Annotated in this window: 16 protein-coding genes; 8 read left to right on the top strand and 8 right to left on the bottom strand. The window is 72.8% G+C overall.

Features of this window, described 5'->3' with window-relative positions:
- Positions 1–63 precede the first annotated feature (63 nt).
- Positions 64–717 (top strand): nucleoside/nucleotide kinase family protein, encoded by a 654-nt coding sequence (locus ACZ4M3_RS15780; RefSeq protein ID WP_467732842.1) that lies wholly within the window; start codon positions 64–66, stop codon positions 715–717.
- Positions 718–895: 178 nt separating this feature from the next.
- Positions 896–1,501, top strand: a complete 606-nt coding sequence (locus ACZ4M3_RS15785; protein WP_467732844.1) for a hypothetical protein — start codon at positions 896–898, stop codon at positions 1,499–1,501.
- A 3-nt stretch (positions 1,502–1,504) separates the two neighbouring features.
- Here ACZ4M3_RS15785 and ACZ4M3_RS15790 read toward each other — a convergent pair whose 3' ends face one another.
- Positions 1,505–2,425: a carbohydrate kinase family protein gene (locus tag ACZ4M3_RS15790; RefSeq protein ID WP_467732846.1), complete on the bottom strand. Its 921-nt coding sequence runs from the start codon at positions 2,423–2,425 to the stop codon at positions 1,505–1,507.
- Entirely contained in the window at positions 2,422–3,366 is a 945-nt protein-coding gene (locus ACZ4M3_RS15795; protein ID WP_467732848.1) for a pseudouridine-5'-phosphate glycosidase, read from the bottom strand. Before ACZ4M3_RS15795 ends, ACZ4M3_RS15790 begins: the two co-directional genes overlap by 4 nt.
- Positions 3,367–3,514: 148 nt before the next feature.
- Between ACZ4M3_RS15795 and ACZ4M3_RS15800 the strand changes: the two genes are divergently transcribed.
- Positions 3,515–3,892, top strand: coding sequence for a cupin domain-containing protein (locus ACZ4M3_RS15800; protein WP_467732850.1), 378 nt, complete (start codon positions 3,515–3,517; stop codon positions 3,890–3,892).
- Between the two features lie 10 nt (positions 3,893–3,902).
- Here ACZ4M3_RS15800 and ACZ4M3_RS15805 read toward each other — a convergent pair whose 3' ends face one another.
- The 3 genes from ACZ4M3_RS15805 to ACZ4M3_RS15815 form a co-directional block, all read right to left on the bottom strand.
- Positions 3,903–5,216: an MFS transporter gene (locus tag ACZ4M3_RS15805; protein WP_467732852.1), complete on the bottom strand. Its 1,314-nt coding sequence runs from the start codon at positions 5,214–5,216 to the stop codon at positions 3,903–3,905.
- A 159-nt stretch (positions 5,217–5,375) separates the two neighbouring features.
- A complete protein-coding gene (locus tag ACZ4M3_RS15810; protein ID WP_467732854.1) occupies positions 5,376–5,939 on the bottom strand; it encodes a methylated-DNA--[protein]-cysteine S-methyltransferase in 564 nt (187 codons plus the stop codon).
- A gap of 61 nt (positions 5,940–6,000) precedes the next feature.
- Positions 6,001–6,918 (bottom strand): glycerophosphodiester phosphodiesterase, encoded by a 918-nt coding sequence (locus ACZ4M3_RS15815; protein WP_467732856.1) that lies wholly within the window; start codon positions 6,916–6,918, stop codon positions 6,001–6,003.
- A gap of 303 nt (positions 6,919–7,221) precedes the next feature.
- Here ACZ4M3_RS15815 and uvrB point away from each other — a divergent pair, with 303 nt between their 5' ends.
- The 4 genes from uvrB (at position 7,222) to ACZ4M3_RS15835 (ending at position 13,274) form a co-directional block, all read left to right on the top strand.
- Entirely contained in the window at positions 7,222–9,384 is a 2,163-nt protein-coding gene (uvrB, locus tag ACZ4M3_RS15820; RefSeq protein WP_467732858.1) for an excinuclease ABC subunit UvrB, read from the top strand.
- 90 nt (positions 9,385–9,474) lie between these two features.
- Positions 9,475–10,053, top strand: coding sequence for a TerD family protein (locus ACZ4M3_RS15825; RefSeq protein ID WP_136217164.1), 579 nt, complete (start codon positions 9,475–9,477; stop codon positions 10,051–10,053).
- 68 nt (positions 10,054–10,121) lie between these two features.
- Complete coding sequence (locus tag ACZ4M3_RS15830; protein WP_467732860.1) at positions 10,122–11,996, top strand: TerD family protein; 1,875 nt, start codon at positions 10,122–10,124, stop codon at positions 11,994–11,996.
- 294 nt (positions 11,997–12,290) lie between these two features.
- A complete protein-coding gene (locus ACZ4M3_RS15835) occupies positions 12,291–13,274 on the top strand; it encodes a TerC family protein (protein ID WP_467732862.1) in 984 nt (327 codons plus the stop codon).
- Between the two features lie 9 nt (positions 13,275–13,283).
- On the opposite strand, the gene ACZ4M3_RS15840 is transcribed toward ACZ4M3_RS15835, so the two are convergent.
- The 3 genes from ACZ4M3_RS15840 to ACZ4M3_RS15850 all read right to left on the bottom strand — a co-directional run bounded on the left by ACZ4M3_RS15840 (position 13,284) and on the right by ACZ4M3_RS15850 (position 16,088).
- Entirely contained in the window at positions 13,284–14,591 is a 1,308-nt protein-coding gene (locus tag ACZ4M3_RS15840; RefSeq protein ID WP_467733123.1) for an MFS transporter, read from the bottom strand.
- A 138-nt stretch (positions 14,592–14,729) separates the two neighbouring features.
- A complete protein-coding gene (locus ACZ4M3_RS15845; protein ID WP_453356151.1) occupies positions 14,730–15,386 on the bottom strand; it encodes an MBL fold metallo-hydrolase in 657 nt (218 codons plus the stop codon).
- A gap of 9 nt (positions 15,387–15,395) precedes the next feature.
- Positions 15,396–16,088 (bottom strand): maleylpyruvate isomerase family mycothiol-dependent enzyme, encoded by a 693-nt coding sequence (locus ACZ4M3_RS15850; RefSeq protein WP_467732865.1) that lies wholly within the window; start codon positions 16,086–16,088, stop codon positions 15,396–15,398.
- A 175-nt stretch (positions 16,089–16,263) separates the two neighbouring features.
- Here ACZ4M3_RS15850 and uvrA point away from each other — a divergent pair, with 175 nt between their 5' ends.
- Positions 16,264–19,269 carry an excinuclease ABC subunit UvrA gene (gene uvrA / locus ACZ4M3_RS15855; protein ID WP_467732867.1) on the top strand — a complete coding sequence of 1,002 codons (3,006 nt, stop codon included), beginning with the start codon at positions 16,264–16,266 and terminating at the stop codon, positions 19,267–19,269.
- The last annotated feature ends 11 nt before the right edge of the window (positions 19,270–19,280 follow it).

Genomic DNA, 19,280 nt, shown 5'->3' on the forward strand with positions numbered 1-19,280 from the left:
GCTTCGGTTCGCGTCGGTGATCCCTGGTGAAAGACGCTACGGCCGACCACTGACAATGGGCTGGTGCAGCTGGAACCGATCACCTGGCAGCGGCTGGCCGAGCGGCTCGCCGGTCATCTCGACGAACGCAAACCCTCGACCGGTGAGGCGAGTTGGCAGCGGGTGGGCATCGACGGCGCGCCCGCCGCCGACACCGGGGCGGTGGCGGGGCAGCTCGCCGACGCGCTGCGCTCGCACGGCCGGGCGGTCCTCGTGGTGGCCGCCGACGGTTTCCTGCGCCCGGCCTCCCTCCGCTTCGAGTACGGCCGCGAGGACGTGGACGCCTACCTCGGCGGCTGGTACGACACCGCCGCCCTGTGGCGCGAGGTGTTCGGCCCGACCGACCCGGGGGGCACCGGGCGGGTGCTGCCCGACCTGTGGGACCCGGTGACCGACCGGGCCACCCGCAGCCCGTACGCCGAACTTCCGCCGGGCGGGGTGCTGATCGTGCACGGCCCGCTGCTGCTGGGCCACTGGTTCCCCTTCGACCTCAGCGTGCACGTCCGGCTCTCGCCGGGGGCCCTGGCCCGCCGCACCGAGGAGTCCGCGCGCTGGACCCTGCCCGCGTTCGCGCGCTACGAGTCCGAGACCGATCCGGAGTCGGCCGCCGACGCGCTGGTACGGGCCGACGATCCGCGCCACCCGGCGTGGACCGGCATCCGCGGCGCGGCCGGCTGACGGCCGGCCCGCCCCCAGCCTGCCGCACCGTCACGGACGTCCCCGGTCCGCAACAGCCCGATCCCCGCCCGGTGACGAACCGGATCAGGCCGTCGCGATGGCCGATACCCGCGGGCTACGTTGCCGGGGACGCTTCAACGGCAGCCGTCCCGCGGCGCCTTGGCGGAGGGAGACGGCAATGAACAGAGGCCCGAAGGCAGCGGCACTGACCGCACTGGCCCTGTGCGCGACCCTGGCCCTGACGGGCTGCACCGGTGACCCGGACACGGGAGCCGCCGGCTCGACGCCCGGCGGCACCCCGAGCGCAACCCCCGCCCCGCCCACGGCCCCGGCCGGCGGCGCGCCGCCCCCACCCGCGAAGCCGGCCGCGAAGGCGACCCCGGCCGCGTCCGCCACCGCCCCCGGCAAGCCCGGCCCGTCGGCGCCCGCGCCCGGTTGCGCCTCGAAGGCGCCGGTCTCGCCGGACGAGGTCGCCGTCTACCGCTACACCCCCGAAGGCGGCTCCCACAACCTGATCGTCAAGCACGGCCACTGGGGCTGCCCCGGGCCGGGCGGCGCCGCCCACTTCGAGACGGTCGGCGAGGAGACCTTCCTCCCGGTCGCCGATGACGCCAAGATCACGGCCGTGACCCCGGTCGTCGCGAGCCCGGTGAGCAAGCCGATCACCGTGCACGAGCTGAGCGAGTGGCTGATCGCCCACCCGGACAAGGGCCTGGTGTTCCACTACAAGGTGGGCAAGTCGGGCGCCGTCGAGACCCTCGGACAGGAGGAGTACACGGTCTGAGCGCTACGGCCGGCCGCCCAGCCGGGTCACGGCCCGGGCGGCGGCGCGGCAGCCCGCGCGGGCCGCTTCGGCCGGGCCGGCGCCCGTGAGCCGGGCCGCGAGGAAACCACCCGTGAAGGCGTCTCCGGCACCCGTGGAGTCCACCGCCTCGGCGGCCTCCGCCGCGACCTCGGCGGTGATCCGGCCCCCCTCGGCGACCAGCGCCCCCGCCGCCCCCCGGGTGACCACTACCAGCGGTATCCGCCGGCTCAGCTCGGCCGCCGCGCGCGCCACCCCGGCCGGCTCCGGCAGTCCGGCCAGCAGTCCGGCCTCGTCCTCGTTGGGCAGCAGTACGGCCGCCCCCGCCACGGCGGCCAGGAAGCGCTCCGGGCCCAGCGCGGCCAGGAACCCCGCCGAGGCCGGGTCCACGCTCACCGGCACCCCCCGGGCGCGGGCCGCCCGCAGCGCGACCAGGGCCAGGTCCCGGCTGGAGTCGGCGAAGAACAGGTAGCCCGACAGGTGCAGGTGCGCCGCGCCGTCCAGCAGGGCGGGCGCCCAGTCGGCGGGGGACAGCCGCAGCGAAGCCCCGCTGTCGGTCAGGAACGTGCGCTCCGCGTCCTTGCCGACGAGCGCGACCACCGTCCCCGTGGGCTCCTCGCGGTCGATCACCAGCTTCGGCCGCACCCCGGCGTCGACCAGGGCCCGTTCGTGCCAGCGCGCCGATTCCGCGCCGACCCGCGCGAGGAGGCGTACCTCGGCGACGCCCGTACGGGCCGCCCAGCAGGCCGCGTTGGCACCGGCGCCGCCGGGCAGGGTGCGGATCCGGGCCGCCGTGTCGGTGGCCGGGGCCAGCGGTTCCGGATGCACCGCGACCACGTCCGTCACCACGTCTCCCACGACCAACAACGCCCCGGCCGGGCCCCCTTCTAACCGCGCCCCGGTCATGCCCGCGCCGCCCAGGCCCGCGCGATCCGGGCGCCGAGCCGCACGTTGCCCCGTACCGCCGCCAGGTTCGCCTCCAGCGCGGCCCCGCCGGTCGCCCGTACCAGGAACCCCAGCAGGAACGGGGTCACCGCCTGCCCCGTGAGCCCCCGCTCCCGGCATTCCGCGAGGGCCTCGGCCAGCACCCGGTCGTGGAGTTCCGGATCCAACTGCTCATCCTGCGCCACCGGATTGACCACCAGCAGCGCGGACTCCGGCCCGCCGAGGGCGTCCTGGGCGGCCATCACCTCGGCCACCTCCTCCGGGCGGTGCACCGTCCAGTCCACCGGCTCGCCGGAACTGGCCAGGTAGAAGCCGGGGAAACGGTCCGTCCCGTAGCCGATCACCCCCACCCCCAGGGTCTCCAGCCGCTCCAGGGTGGCCGGCACGTCCAGGATCGACTTCACCCCCGCGCACACCACGGTCAGCCGGGTGCGCGCCAGCAGCGCCAGGTCCGCCGACTCGTCCTGGCTCCGGGTCCAGTCCCGGTGTACGCCGCCCAGCCCGCCCGTGGCGAAGACCCGCAGCCCCGCCCGCGCGGCCAGGAAGGCCGTCGCGGACACCGTCGTCGCCCCGGTCGCACCCGTCGCCAGGGCCGGCGCCAGGTCCCGGTGGCCGAGCTTGCGCACGCCGTCGCCGCTCGCGATCCGCTCCAGCGCGGCCTTGTCGAGGCCGGCGTACGCCACTCCGTCCAGGACCGCGACCGTCGCCGGGACCGCGCCCTCCGCGCGGACCAGCGATTCCAGCTCCAGGCCGACCGCCAGGTTCCGGGGGCGGGGCAGGCCGTGGGCGATGATCGTCGACTCCAGCGCGACGACCGGCCGCCCCGCGGCGAGCGCCTCGCGCACCTCATCGGACAGGACCGGAACTCCGGACGGGGATGCGGCTGCTCTGTGCTGTGACATGTCCCCATCCATGGCACGGGATCGCCGCCGCCAAACGCGGGGCGCCGCGCCCGTACCCGCCCCTGGACAGGTTGACGCGTTCCCCGCGCCCGCGCTGGACGCTCTGGCCACCCCGCGGGCCGCGGCACCGGCCTTACGCTTGCGCCCCATGAGCACCAGTGACCCCGGCGGACGCCCCGCCTCCTTCGCCGTCTCCCTGCCCGACGTCCCGGACGCCGAACTGGAGGCGGAGGAGCTGGACCCGGCCCAGATCGTCTCCGGCGAACCGGTCGTGACCGGAAAGGTGCTGTGGGAGGCCGAGGACGGCTCGCAGATCCGCGGGATCTGGCAGATCACCCCCGGCGTGGTCACCGACACCGAGGCCGACGAGCTGTTCGTGGTCGTCAGCGGCCGCGCCACCATCGAGATCGAGGGCGGGGCCACCCTGGAGGTGGGACCCGGCTCCGCCTGCGTGCTCCGCGCGGGCGACAGGACGACCTGGACCGTCCACGAGACGCTGCGCAAGGCCTACCACATCAACTGCTGAGCAGCGCCGGTTACGCGTCCGCCCGCGCCCCCGCCGGCCCGGGCCCGGGGTGGCGGCGGGCGGTGAACAGGGCGAGCGCCGCCATCGGCAGCAGCAGCGCGGCGCCGACCGCGTTGAGCCAGCCGTAGCCCGCCTGGGACATGACCAGACCGGCCGCGGCGCCGCCCACCCCCGCGGCGGTGTTCATCGTCAGGTCGCTCAGGCCCTGTACGGCGGCCCGGGCGCCCTGCGGCACCGAGTCGGTCAGCAGCGCCGAGCCGGCCACCATTCCGGCGGACCAGCCGAGCCCGAGCAGGAACAGGCCGAGCGCGCTCTGGCCGTGGCGGTCGCCCGCCGTACCCGCGAGCAGCGCGGCGAGCGACAGCAGCCCCGCCCCGAGCCCGATGACGGACAGCCGGCCGAGCCGGTCGGCGAGCCACCCCATGAGCGGGGAGAAGGCGAACATGCCGGCGATGTGGCCGCTGATGACCAGACCCACCAGTTTCAGCCCGGCGCCGTGGTGGCCGAGGTCCATCGGGGTCATCACCATGATCGACACCATGGTGGTGTGGGACACCGCGACGGTGAGCAGCGCGAGACGGGCCCGCGGTGAGGCCTTGACGGCGGCGAACCCGGCGCGCAGCGAGCGGCCGGCCGCCGGCCGCGCCGCGGGTGCCGCCAGCGCACGCGCCGTCAGCAGCGGGTCGGGCCGCAGGAAGACGGCGAGCAGGGTGCCGGTGAGGACGAAGACGACGGCGGCCCACAGGAAGGGGCCCGCCGTCCGGGGTATGGAGGTGCCGGCGAAGGCCGCGCTGGCCGGGGCGGAGAGGTTCGGCCCGGCGACCGCCCCGATCGTGGAGGCCCAGACGACCACGGAGATCGCCCGCGCGCGGCGGTCCGGGGCCGCGAGGTCCGCGGCGGCGAAGCGGGCCTGGAGGTTGGCCGAGGAGGCGGCGCCGAAGCAGGCCATGCCCAGCATCAGCAGCGGGAAGCTCTTGACCGATGCGGCCAGCACCACGAGGAGCGCGCCGCCGGCGCCGATCCCGTAGGCCAGGACCAGCCCGGGCCGCCGTCCCCGCGCCGTCATGAAGGCGGCGAGCGGCAGCGAGACCAGGGCGGTGCCGATCACGGAGGCGGTGGAGGCGAAGCCGGACAGCGACTCCGTGCCGCTGACCTCGGTGGCCAGGACCGGGGCCAGGGCGATGCTGATGGGCACGCCCAGGCCGCCCAGCATCTGACTGGCGATCAGCACCCCGGTGACCCGCCGGCGCAGCCGGGGGAGATCCGCGGCCGTGACCGGCGCGCCGGTGCGCTCCGTGCCGACGGACGCCGTCACGCCCGGCACCCCCGTCCGGGCAGCGGGGCGGGTGCGCGGGGGGTGAGGACACCGCGTGCGGCGGCAGAAGTAGTCACCGCCGCAGTTTCCCACCCCTTACCGGCGGACGGAACCGGCAAGCACCCCCCAAGTGGGGGAGGGGCCGGGGGCACCCGCGGGAGCGGCCCCTCAGAACAGCGGCTCGGGCAGCACGCCCTCCAGCGCGAGCAGGATCCGCTTGGCCTCCACCCCGCCCCCGAAGCCCCCGATGCCGCCGTCGTTCTCCACCACCCGGTGGCAGGCGACCACCACCGGCAGCGGATTGGCACCCATGGCGTTGCCCACGGCCTGGGCCGCGCCCGGCTGCCCGACCCGGGCGGCCAGCTCCCCGTACCCGACGACCTGGCCGTAGGGCACCGAGCGGTCGAGCTCCAGCAGCACCTGGCGGTTGAAGCCGGAGCTGAGCCGCCAGTCCAGCGGAAGCTCGAAGCGCCGCAGCGACCCGGCGAAGTACGCCCGCACCTGCCGGACCGGCTCGGCGAGCAGCACCTCCCGCCCCGGATCCGGCCGCCAGGCGTCCGCGCCGAGCCGGGAGACCAGCGAGCCGATCATCCGGTCGATCCGGTCCGGCCCGGCATGGAACCCGACCCGGACCAGGCCCTCCGGCGTCGCGGCAAGGAGCAGGGGGCCGACGCCGCCGGCCACGACGGTCCATTCGAGATGCGGCCCGCGGGGCCGCTCGGAGCTGTCCACCCGTCCACCGTACGGCGCCCCACCGACAGCCCGGGGCCGTTCGGGGACGAGGGCGCCGGGATCAGAACCAGCCCACCGCGTCCCGCACCACGTCGGGCGCGTTGGTGATGATCCCGTCCACGCCCATGCCGTGGACCTTGCGGGCCGTCGCCGCGTCGTCCACGATCCAGGTGTCCACCTCCATCGTCCTGCCGTGGGCGCCCCGGAGGCGGTGCACCGCCTCGACCCAGTCGGCCGAGATCGTCGTGTGCCACGGGTTGATCCGGTCGGTGAAGGCGGCGTAACGCGGCAGGTCGGCGACCTTCGGAGTGCCCAGGAAGGCCGTCACGATGTCCGGCCGCAGGCCGTGCACGGTCCGGATGGAGTCCGCACTGAAGCTCTGCACCACCAGCCGGCGGCCGACGTGCGCCTCGTCGAGCCAGCCGAGCCGCTCCAGCAGGTCGAGGGTCTGCCGCTCGATCCCGGGGTAGAGCTCCGGCTTCTTGATCTCCAGCAGCAGCCGCTGCCGGTTGCGCTGGACCCGGTTCATGTAGTCCCGCAGGGTCGGTACGCGGGCGCCCGCGTACTCCTCGCTGAACCAGCTGCCCGCGTCCAGCCGGGAGATCTCCGCCGCCGTGAAGTCCTTGACGAGCCACGGCTTGCGACCGGGGAAGACCTGCTCGACATTGGTGGTGCGGGCCAGGCTGTCGTCGTGGATCACCACGAGCTCGCCGTCCTTGGTGCGCTGGACGTCGTTCTCGACCCAGGTGATGCCCAGCCGCATGGCGAGGTCGATCGACGTCAGGGTGTTCTCCGGGGCGTACGCCGAAGCCCCCCGGTGGGCGTACACGACGGGGGCGGACGGGCCGAGCGGGCCGGTGCCCGCGGCGGGGCGGCCCGCGGGGCCGGCCGCGGCGGACGAGACCGTCGTGCCGAGCACGGTGAGGGTCAGGCCCAGGAAGGCGGCTGCGGCTGCGGCGGCGGGTCGGACGACGTACATGCGTTCTCCTCGGGTCGTGAGCCCCTGCCCCTGCCTCAAACAGGCGCGAAGCGGCAGACGTTGCGGCGGTGCACTTCACGGCGGTGCGGTTGACGGCGATGCCCTTCACGGAGATCTGCCCCATGGAGATCCGCTGTATGGCGATCATGGAGGTGAAGATCACCGGGCCGCCACCGAACTACGACAAACGGACCAGGCCCGTGCGGACCGGACGGGTACCGCGAACGGCCGGGGCGCCCCGGCCCGGGCCGCCCGGACCGGCGCGAGTGCGTGAGTGTCAGTGGAGGGTCGTACGGTGGAGTCATGCGGCCCGTATCGAAGATCGAACGCACGGTGGCGCCTTTCGAGGTCGTCAGCCCCTACCAGCCCAGCGGCGACCAGCCGACGGCCATCGCCGAGCTGGAGAAGCGCATCCGTGCGGGTGAGAAGGACGTCGTACTCCTGGGTGCGACCGGCACCGGCAAGTCGGCGACCACCGCCTGGATGATCGAGCGGCTCCAGCGCCCCACCCTGGTGATGGCCCCGAACAAGACCCTCGCCGCGCAGCTGGCGAACGAGTTCCGCGAGCTGCTGCCGAACAACGCCGTCGAGTACTTCGTCTCCTACTACGACTACTACCAGCCCGAGGCGTACGTACCGCAGTCGGACACCTACATCGAGAAGGACTCCTCGATCAACGAGGAGGTGGAGCGGCTGCGGCACTCCGCGACCAACTCGCTGCTGACCCGGCGCGACGTCATCGTCGTCGCGTCCGTGTCCTGCATCTACGGCCTCGGCACCCCGCAGGAGTACGTCGACCGGATGGTCGCCCTCAAGGTCGGCGAGGAGATCGACCGGGACCAGCTGCTGCGCCGCTTCGTGGACATCCAGTACACGCGCAACGACCTGGCCTTCACCCGCGGCACCTTCCGGGTGCGCGGCGACACCATCGAGATCTTCCCGGTCTACGAGGAACTGGCCGTCCGCATCGAAATGTTCGGCGACGAGATCGAGGCGCTCTCCACGCTGCACCCGCTGACCGGCGAGGTCATCAGCGAGGACCGCGAGCTGTACGTCTTCCCCGCCAGCCACTACGTCGCCGGCCCCGAGCGCATGGAGAAGGCGATCGCCGGCATCGAGGCGGAGCTGACCGGGCGCCTCGCCGAGCTGGAGAAGCAGGGCAAGCTGCTGGAGGCGCAGCGGCTGCGCATGCGCACCACCTACGACCTGGAGATGATGCGCCAGATCGGGTCCTGCTCGGGGATCGAGAACTACTCCCTCCACATGGACGACCGCGCGCCCGGCTCCGCCCCCAACACCCTCATCGACTACTTCCCCGAGGACTTCCTCCTCGTCATCGACGAGTCCCACGTCACCGTGCCGCAGATCGGCGCGATGTACGAGGGGGACGCCTCGCGCAAGCGGACCCTGGTCGACCACGGCTTCCGGCTGCCGTCGGCGCTGGACAACAGGCCGCTCAAGTGGGAAGAGTTCCAGGAGCGGATCGGCCAGACGGTGTACCTGTCGGCCACGCCCGGCAAGTACGAGCTCTCCCGCGGTGACGGTTTCGTCGAGCAGATCATCCGCCCCACCGGCCTCGTCGACCCCGAAGTGGTGGTCAAGCCGACCGAGGGCCAGATCGACGACCTGGTGCACGAGATCCGCCAGCGGACGGAGAAGGACGAACGCGTCCTGGTCACCACCCTCACCAAGAAGATGGCCGAGGACCTGACCGACTACTTCCTGGAGCTCGGCATCCAGGTCCGCTACCTGCACAGCGACGTCGACACGCTGCGCCGCATCGAGCTGCTGCGCGAGCTGCGCGCCGGCGAGTACGACGTGCTGGTCGGCATCAACCTGCTGCGCGAGGGCCTCGACCTGCCCGAGGTGTCCCTGGTGGCGATCCTCGACGCCGACAAGGAGGGCTTCCTGCGCTCCGGGACGTCCCTGATCCAGACCATCGGCCGCGCGGCGCGCAACGTCTCCGGCCAGGTGCACATGTACGCGGACAAGATGACCCCGGCGATGGAGAAGGCCATCGACGAGACGAACCGGCGCCGCGAGAAGCAGATCGCCTACAACACGGCCAACGGCATCGACCCGCAGCCGCTGCGCAAGAAGATCAACGACATCGTCGCCACCATCGCCCGCGAGGAGCTCGACACCGAGCAGCTGCTCGGGACCGGCTACCGCCAGGCGCGGGACGGCAAGGGGGCGAAGACCCCGGTCCCGGCCCTGGGCGCGGCCGCGGCAGGCGGCGCCGGCGGCAAGGGGGCCAAGGCGGCCAAGGGCGCCAAGGGGGCCAAGGCGGCGGAGGTGCTGACCGACCGTCCGGCCGCGGAACTGGCCGGGATCATCGAGGAGATGACGCAGCGGATGCGGGCGGCGGCGGCCGAGCTCCAGTTCGAGGTCGCGGCCCGGATCCGGGACGAGGTCGGCGAGCTCAAGAAGGAGCTTCGCCAGATGAGGGAAGCGGGCCTCGCCTGACCCGGGGCAGGTCAGTAGGGTGGGCCACGGGCGGCCGCGGGTACTTGCCGCGGGCCCACATTGGGGCGGGTAGAGGAGAGGGGACAGCACGTGACGGTCAACATGACCAAGGGTCAGGCCATCAGTCTGCAGAAGCAGGACGGGGGCACGCTGACCGCGGTCCGGATGGGCCTCGGCTGGCAGGCGGCGAAGCGCCGCGGGCTGTTCGGCTCGCGGACCCGCGAGATCGACCTGGACGCGTCGGCGGTGCTCTTCGCCGACAAGCAGCCGGTTGACGTGGTGTTCTTCCGGCACCTGCAGAGCGACGACGGCTCCGTCCGGCACACCGGTGACAACCTCGTCGGCGGGGTCGGGCAGGGCGGGGACGACGAGGCGATCCTGGTCGACCTCCAGCGCGTGCCGGTGCACATCGACCAGATCGTCTTCACGGTGAACTCCTTCACCGGGCAGACCTTCCAGGAGGTCCAGAACGCCTTCTGCCGCATCGTCGACGAGACCAACGGCCAGGAACTGGCCCGCTACACCCTCGACGGCGGCGGCGCGTACACCGCGCAGATCATGGCGAAGGTGTCGCGCGTCGGCGCGGGCTGGCAGATGACGGCCCTGGGGACCCCGGCGAACGGCCGGACCTTCCAGGACCTGATGCCGGCGATCCTGCCGCACCTGTAAGGAACTGACGAACGGCGCCGACGGCGCGGACGGCCAACAGCACAGCGGGCACGGGGGAGGGCTGCACGATGACGGCCGAGTTGGTCCGGGGGCAGAACCACCCCCTGTCCCAGCGTCAGGTGGAGATCAGGGTAGAGGCGGGTACGCCCGTACTGGCCCTGGTCTCGGCCGGTGACGACGAGGGCCGGCTGCCCGGTCCCGAAGCGCTGGCGCACCCCGGTCACCGGTCCCTGCCCGGGCTGCTGGAGGTGCCGGCGGCGGCCGCCGGCCGGCACCGGTTCTCCCTGGACCTCGACGCCGTCGGGGCGGCCGTCCACCGCGTCCGCGTGGTGCTCGCGCTGCCGCCCGGCGGACCGGTGCGCTTCGGCGCGGTCCCGGCGCCGCACGTGGCGGTGGCCGGCCCCGGCGGCGCCGAGGTCGCCGCCTACACGATGACCGGGCTGGACTCCGAGACCGCCGTGGTGGCCCTGGAGCTGTACCGCAGGCAGGACGCCTGGAAGGTCCGCGCCGTCGGCCAGGGGTACGCCGAAGGGCTCGGCGCCCTGCTCGCCGACGCCGGGCTGGCCGGCCCGGCCGCCGCCGCGCTGGCCACGGCGGCGCTGGGGGAGGGCATCACGCACGCCGCGGCCCTGCCGACGGCCGCCCCCGCCGTGCCGCGCGGCCTGCCCGGCGAGGGCCCGCCCGGCGCGAGCCGGGGTGCCGCCGCCGGGCCGGCGGCCATCGACTACGCCCACCCCCGGCGCCGCCGGACCACCGAGCCGCCCGAGCCGGCGCCCGCCCCCGAGGCGCCCGCCGCGCCCGGGACGCCGCCGCCCCCCGTCGCCGGGGACGCGAGCGGCTGGTCCATGGAGGAGCGGCTCTACAACCAGGTCTGGGGCATGTTCGAGGACCTGGCCCGTACGGTGGCCGCCTACCGCGGCGCCGTCGACTTCGCCGACTCCCGGCTCGACCGGGAACTCGACGAGGCCCTGTCCGACCCGCGCGCCCGCCTCGCCGGCCCCGGCAACGCGGCGCGCGACGCCGCCCGCGCCCGCCGTGACGAACTCGTCGCCCGGGCGCAGGCCGTGCTCGACCGGGACCTCGCCCAGCTGCGCGCCGAAGCCGAGGTGGTCGAACCCGCGCTGCCGGCCGCGTACGCCCGCTGGGACAACCCCGTCTGGCACGGCGCGGGTCTGCCCCGCGAAAGCCCGCTCGCGCTGCGCCTCGGCGACCTGAGCCTGCCCGAGGCGCCCGGCCTGCGCGTGCCGATGCTGATGCGGCTCCCGCTGGAGCGCGGCCTGTGGATCGACAACGGCCGCACCGGCTCCGAGGCCGCCATGACCATGGACACCGACCGGCTGCGCCGCCTCGCCATGGACATGGCCGTTGCGCACGCCGTGCGGCTGCTCGCCGTCCACCCCGGCGGCCGGATCTCCGTCCACGTCATCGACGCGGCCGGGGCCGGTTCCGCCGCGCTCGCCCCCCTCGTCCGGTCCGGCGTGCTGGCCGCGCCGCCCGCCGCGGGCGCCGGGGGCGTCACCGCGACCCTGGAGCGGCTGACCCGGCGGGTGGACCTCGTACAGATGGCGCTGCGCGCCGGTGCGCCCGAGGAGCTGCCCCCGGACGTGGATCCGGCCGACCAGCTGCTGATCGTGCACGACTTCCCGCACGGCTTCGACGACCGCGCCGTCACCCGGCTGCGGTACCTGGCCGACGAGGGACCGGCGGTCGGCGTGCAGCTGCTGATGGTGGCCGACCGGGACGAGGCCTCGGCGTACGGGCCGCTGCTGGACCCCCTGTGGCGGGCGCTGATGCGCCTGTCACCCGTACCGGACCACCACCTCGCCGACCCGTGGGTGCACCACGCCTGGACCTTCGAACCGGACCTGCCGCCGCAGCACAGCGGGGTCCTCGACCGGGCGCTGGAGCGGATCGGGCAGGCGCGCCGCGAGGCCCGGCCATGAGGCCCCGGCCTGCCCTGACGCGGCCTGTCCATGACCTCCGGGTGACCCGTCCCTGACCTTTTCTTGGGCTCCCCTTTACCTTCACCCCCTTCGGCGGCTACTCTCGGAAGCGCGGAGGGGAGTATTCCTGCTTTCCTGCTACGGCGTGCCCGTCAATACGGACCCCACTCGGTCATACGAACCGCGTCGGTCCCGGGGCGCCGGCCCCCGGCCTCCAGGCCGCCCGGGTGGAAGAGACCTCCGGCAGCGATGACGCTGACGCAGTGCTGAGCCATCCGCCGGAGGCGTGTAGACATGGACGTTTCGTTGACCCTCTGGGTGCTGACCATCGTGGGTCTGGGCATCCTCATCGGCGCCGATTTCCTCATCGGCCGCAAACCCCATGACGTATCGGTCAAGGAAGCCGGCGTCTGGACGGTCGTCTGGATCGTCCTCGCCGTGCTCTTCGGCCTCGGCCTGCTGATCTTCGGCAACGCCCAGGCCTCGCAGGAATTCTTCGCGGGCTTCGTCACCGAGAAGTCGCTGAGCGTGGACAACCTCTTCGTCTTCGTCCTGATCATGGCGAAGTTCGCCGTACCGTCCCACCTCCAGCAGCGCGTCCTGCTGGTCGGCGTACTGATCGCCCTGGTGCTCCGCGCCGTCTTCATCGCAGCCGGTGCCGCGATCATCGCGAGCTTCTCGTGGGTCTTCTTCATCTTCGGCGCCTTCCTGATCTACACCGCCTGGAAGCTGATCCAGGAGGCGCGGAAGGACGAGGACGAGGAAGAGTTCGAGGAGAACCGGCTCCTCAGGTCCGTCGAGAAGAAGTTCGGCGTCGCCGACCGGTACCACGGCACCAAGCTCTTCATCCGCAGCAACGGCAAGCGCGTCCTGACCCCCCTGATGATCGTCATGCTCGCCATCGGTACCACCGACGTGCTGTTCGCCCTGGATTCGATCCCCGCGATCTTCGGCCTCACCCAGGACCCGTACATCGTCTTCACCGCCAACGCCTTCGCCCTGATGGGGCTGCGCCAGCTGTACTTCCTCATCGGCGGCCTGCTCAAGAAGCTGGTCCACCTCAGCTACGGCCTGTCCGTCATCCTCGGCTTCATCGGCGTCAAGCTCGTGCTGCACGCGCTGCACGAGGCCGGCGTGCACGTCCCGCAGATCTCCATCCCGGTCTCCCTCGGCGTCATCTGCGGGGTCCTGGTCATCACTACCGTCACCAGCCTGATCGCTTCCAGGAAGCGGGCGGCCGCCGAGGAGGCCGCCCGCCCGGAGAGCGTCGACGCCTGATCCCGACGGCTATACGGGGGCGGCCGCTTCGGCCGCCCCCTGCTCCGCACCCGCGCCGGGCCCCGCGACCGCGGGGTTCGTCTCCGGCAGCAGCGCGAAGCAGCCCAGGCTGAGCAGGGCCATACCGCTCAGGTACCCGGCCACCCCCCACGGCGGACCGGCGCCGCCGTCCGCCAGCGCCGTCGCCACGATCGGGGTCAGGGCCCCGCCCAGCACGCCGCCCAGGTTGTAGCCGACGGCCGCCCCGGTGCACCGGATGCGCGGGGCGTACAGCTCGGGCAGGTAGGCCCCCACCACCGCGAAGGTGGTCACCATGCCCAGCAGGGCGCCCAGGAAGCCCAGGGTCATCAGCAGCGGATCGGTGGTGCACAGCAGCGCGACGAAGGGCGGCATCCACACCGCGCAGATCGCGCAGCCGGCCAGGCACAACGGCTTGCGGCCGTAGCGGTCGCCCAGCACCGCCAGCAGCGGGGTCAGCGCGCCCTTGAGCACGACGGCCGTCATGATGCAGGCCAGCATCACCGTGCGGTCCACCCCCAGGTGCTTCGTCGCGTACGCCAGGGACCAGGTGGTGGTCGCGTAGAAGACGGCGTAACCCGACGCGAGGGCCCCGCCGGTCAGCAGGAGCAGCCGCCAGTGGCCGCGGACCACGTCGGCGAGCGGCGCCTCCGAGCGCCGCCCCGTCCGCGCGAGCGCCCGGAACTCCGGGGTCTCCGCCACCGAGCGGCGCAGCCACAGCCCGGCCAGCGCCAGCAGGCCGGCGGCCCAGAACGGCACGCGCCAGCCCCAGGCGGTGAACTGGCCCTCCGTCAGGGCGGCCGACAGCACCAGGATCGTCCCGTTGGCCAGTACGAAGCCCACCGGCGGCCCCATCTGCGGGAAGCTCGACCACAGCCCGCGCCGGCCCTCGGGGGCGTGCTCGGCGGTCAGCAGGACCGCGCCGCCCCATTCGCCGCCCAGCCCGAGCCCCTGGAGGAAGCGCAGCAGGAGGAGCAGGACGGGCGCGGCCGTGCCGATGGCGGCGTAGGAGGGAACGCAGCCGACCGCCACCGTGGCCAGGCCGGTGAGCAGGAGCGAGCCGAGCAGCACCGGCCGGCGCCCGTAGCGGTCGCCGATGTGGCCGAAGACCGCAGAACCGAGCGGACGGGCGAGGAAGCCGATGCCGAAGGTGCCGAAGGCGGCGAGGGTGCCGGCGAGGGGCGAGAAGGACGGGAAGAAGAGCGGGCCGAGCACGAGGGCGGCGGCCGTTCCGTAGACGAAGAAGTCGTAGAACTCGATGGCGGTCCCGGCGAGCGAGGCCAGCGCGAGCCGCGGCATCGAGGGGGAGCGGCCCGGGGCGGGGTCTTGTTGCATGGTGCAGCAACTACCCCGCCCCGGGGCCCCAGGACGTGCGTTCGGTGAGGATCGACCGGAAGGAGTGCTCGCGCGCCCCGTGTTGACCGGTCGTCGCCGGTGCTACCAGCCGCGCTCGCGCCACTCGGCCAAGTGCGGCCGCTCGGCGCCGAGCGTGGTGTCGTTGCCGTGGCCCGGGTAGACCCAGGTCTCGTCCGGCAGCTGCTCGAAGATCTTGTGCTCCACGTCGTCGAGCAGGTTCGCGAAGGCCTTCGGGTCGTCGTGGGTGTTGCCGACGCCGCCCGGGAAGAGGCAGTCGCCGGTGAACACGTGCGGGTGACCGTGCGGGTCGTCGTAGACGAGCGCGATCGAGCCGGGCGTGTGGCCGACCAGGTGGCGGGCGGTCAGCGAGACCCGCCCGACCGTGATCGTGTCCCCGTCCCCGACCGGGACGTCCGTGGCGACGGGGATGCCCTCCGCGTCCAGGGCGCCCGCGTACGTGCGCGCCCCGGTGGCCTCCACGACGGCCGCGAGGGCGCCCCAGTGGTCGCCGTGCCGGTGGGTGGTGACGACGGACGCGATGCCGTCGTCCCCGATCAGGTTCAGCAGCGTGTCCGCCTCGGCGGCCGCGTCGATCAGCAGCTGCTCGCCGGTGGCCCGGCAGCGCAGCAGGTAGGCGTTGTTGTTCATGCCGCCCACCGCGACCTTGGAAATCATCAGGTCCGCGAGTTCGTGCACGTCGGCAGGACCGCCGACCTTGACCGCTCCGCTGTACGTCATGTCCCGATCCTAGAGCGGAGGAAGCGCGGGCAGGGACCCGCCGACGGCGGTCAGGCGGGCGCCCTTGGTCTCGCGGCCCGCCAGCCAGCCCAGGAGCTCGCTCAGCGGCCCGGTCAGGGTCACGGCGGCACCCGCGGCCGAGCCGGTGTGCCAGACGCTGTCGTCGTGGTCCGCGCGGAGGGTGACCGGCGGTACCTGCGGGTGCCCGGTCCAGCGGTCGGCGAGGAAGGCGATCTCGCGGCGGGCGAACTCCTCGGGCAGATCGGCGAGGCCGTAGCCGATGTTCAGGTCCACGTGGTGCAGCTCCACCTCCACGAGCCGGCGGAACGGCACGTTGGAGGCGAGGTCGGTCACGCCGTTGCGCAGCTCGACGGTCCGCGACCAGTCCTGGGCGGAGTCCGCGACGGCCCGGAAGCGGTCCGCGGAATTACGCACGTCCTCCAGCTGTTCCATCAGAGGCCGGCCGGAATCGCGCTCGATGTCCGCGTCGCGTGCCTCGGCGCTCGTGTACATCGGGCGGCCCTCGAAGACGTTCACCAGGGCGTCGGCGTTGCGGGCGAGGTGGGCGAGGACGTGGCCGCGGGTCCAGCCGGGCAGGTGTGACTCCTCGGCAAGGGCGGCGTTGTCCAGTTTCGCGACTGCGGTCAGCAGCCGGTCCGTGGCTTCACGTACAGATCGCAGGTCGTGCACATGATCAGTCATGGGCCCGAGCCTAGTGGCCGCGGGGCGTCGGCCACACGATCGGGTGAAGCCCACTTGCGCGTGCCGTAAATCGAATGCACGTGCTATACGCTCGGAAGTCAAGCACCACTCCACCGCAAACGCGCCCCCCATACCCTGGGACGGGGGCCCGTGGCCCCCCGCTCTCTCAAGAAAGGTGCGGACCGGCGTGACCGACCGTCTCATCGTTCGTGGCGCTCGCGAGCACAACCTGAAGAACGTCTCGCTCGACCTGCCCCGCGACTCCCTCATCGTCTTCACCGGACTCTCCGGTTCGGGCAAGTCCTCCCTGGCCTTCGACACGATCTTCGCCGAGGGCCAGCGCCGCTACGTCGAGTCGCTCTCGTCGTACGCCCGCCAGTTCCTCGGGCAGATGGACAAGCCCGACGTCGACTTCATCGAGGGCCTCTCCCCGGCCGTCTCGATCGACCAGAAGTCCACCTCGCGCAACCCGCGCTCCACCGTGGGCACGATCACCGAGGTCTACGACTACCTGCGCCTGCTGTTCGCCCGCATCGGCAAGCCGCACTGCCCCGAGTGCCGCCGCCCGATCTCGCGCCAGTCGCCGCAGGCGATCGTCGACAAGGTGCTCGCGCTGCCCGAGGGCAGCCGCTTCCAGGTGCTCTCGCCGCTGGTGCGCGAGCGCAAGGGCGAGTTCGTCGACCTCTTCGCCGACCTCCAGACCAAGGGGTACAGCCGCGCCCGGGTGGACGGGCAGACCATCCAGCTCTCCGAGCCGCCCGCGCTCAAGAAGCAGGAGAAGCACACCATCGAGGTGGTCATCGACCGCCTCACCGTCAAGGACTCCGCCAAGCGCCGGCTCACGGACTCCGTGGAGACGGCCCTCGGCCTGTCCGGCGGCATGGTGATCCTGGACTTCGTCGACCTCGCCGAGGACGACCCCGAGCGCGAGCGGATGTTCTCCGAGCACCTCTACTGCCCGTACGACGACCTGTCCTTCGAGGAGCTGGAGCCGCGCTCCTTCTCCTTCAACTCGCCGTTCGGTGCCTGCCCCGAGTGCACGGGCATCGGCACGCGCATGGAAGTGGACCCGGACCTGATCGTTCCGGACGAGGACAAGTCGCTGGACGAGGGGGCCGTCTCCCCGTGGTCGCTCGGCCACACCAAGGACTACTTCCAGCGACTGATCGGCGCGCTCGCGGGCGAGCTGGGCTTCCGTACGGACATCCCGTGGGCGGGGCTGCCGCAGCGCGCCAAGAAGGCGCTGCTGTACGGCCACCGCACCCAGATCGAGGTCCGCTACCGCAACCGGTACGGGCGCGAGCGGGCGTACACGACCGCCTTCGAGGGCGCCGTGCCGTTCGTCAAGCGGCGGCACGCGGAGTCCGAGAGCGACGCGAGCCGCGAGCGCTTCGAGGGCTACATGCGCGAGGTGCCCTGCCCGACCTGTGAGGGCACCCGGCTCAAGCCGATCGTGCTCGCGGTGACGGTGATGGAGAAGTCCATCGCCGACGTCGCCGCGATGTCGATCAGCGAGTGCGCCGACTTCCTGGGGCAGCTGCGGCTCGACGCCCGCGACAAGAAGATCGCCGAGCGGGTCCTCAAGGAGGTCAACGAGCGGCTCCGCTTCCTCGTGGACGTGGGCCTGGACTACCTGTCGCTGAACCGCGCCGCCGGCACCCTCTCGGGCGGCGAGGCGCAGCGCATCCGGCTGGCCACGCAGATCGGCTCCGGGCTGGTCGGCGTGCTGTACGTACTGGACGAGCCCTCCATCGGCCTGCACCAGCGGGACAACCACCGGCTGATCGAGACCCTCGTACGGCTGCGCGACATGGGCAACACCCTGATCGTGGTCGAGCACGACGAGGACACCATCAAGGTGGCCGACTGGGTCGTGGACATCGGTCCGGGCGCGGGCGAGCACGGCGGCAAGGTGGTGCACAGCGGCTCGCTCAAGGACCTGCTGAAGAACACCGAGTCGATGACGGGGCAGTACCTGTCGGGCAAGCGGTCGATCCCGCTGCCGGAGGTGCGCCGTCCCGTGAACGGGGAGCGGAAGCTGACCGTCCACGGCGCCAAGGAGAACAACCTGCGGGACATCGACGTGTCCTTCCCGCTGGGCGTGCTCACGGCCGTGACCGGGGTGTCCGGCTCCGGCAAGTCGACGCTGGTCAACGACATCCTGTACACGCACCTGGCGCGCGAGCTGAACGGCGCCCGGTCGGTGCCGGGCCGGCACACCCGGGTGGAGGGCGACGACCTGGTCGACAAGGTCGTGCATGTCGACCAGTCGCCGATCGGCCGGACCCCGCGGTCCAACCCGGCGACGTACACCGGTGTCTTCGACCACGTGCGCAAGCTGTTCGCGGAGACGATGGAGGCGAAGGTGCGCGGCTACCTGCCGGGCCGCTTCTCCTTCAACGTCAAGGGCGGCCGGTGCGAGAACTGCTCCGGTGACGGCACGATCAAGATCGAGATGAACTTCCTGCCGGACGTGTACGTCCCGTGCGAGGTGTGCCACGGCGACCGGTACAACCGGGAGACGCTGGAGGTCCACTACAAGGGCAAGTCCATCGCCGAGGTCCTGAACATGCCGATCGAGGAGGCGCTGGACTTCTTCGAGGCGGTGCCGACGATCGCCCGGCACCTGCGGACGCTGAACGAGGTGGGCCTCGGGTACGTCCGGCTCGGCCAGTCGGCGCCGACGCTGTCGGGCGGCGAGGCGCAGCGCGTGAAGCTGGCGTCGGAGCTGCAGAAGCGGTCGACGGGGCGGACGGTGTACGTGCTGGACGAGCCGACGACCGGGCTGCACTTCGAGGACATCTCGAAGCTGATCAAGGTGCTGTCGGGTCTGGTCGACAAGGGGAACTCGGTGATCGTCATCGAGCACAACCTCGATGTCATCAAGACCGCCGACTGGGTCGTGGACATGGGCCCGGAGGGTGGTTACGGCGGCGGCCTCGTCGTCGCCGAAGGGACGCCGGAGCAGGTCGCCTCGGTCGGGGCCAGCCACACGGGCAAGTTCCTGCGGGACATCCTGGGAGCGGACCGCATCTCGGACGCGGCGCCGGTCGCCGCGCCGGCCCGGAAGCGGGCCGCGGCGAAGAAGACCGCGGCCGCGGCCAAGTCCGCGGCCAAGGCCACGGTCACGGCCAAGACCGCCGCCGCGCCGAAGAAGGCGGTCCGGGCCCGCAAGGCCTGACGCCCGGGGCC

Source organism: Streptomyces sp. NPDC026522 (assembly GCF_055567555.1).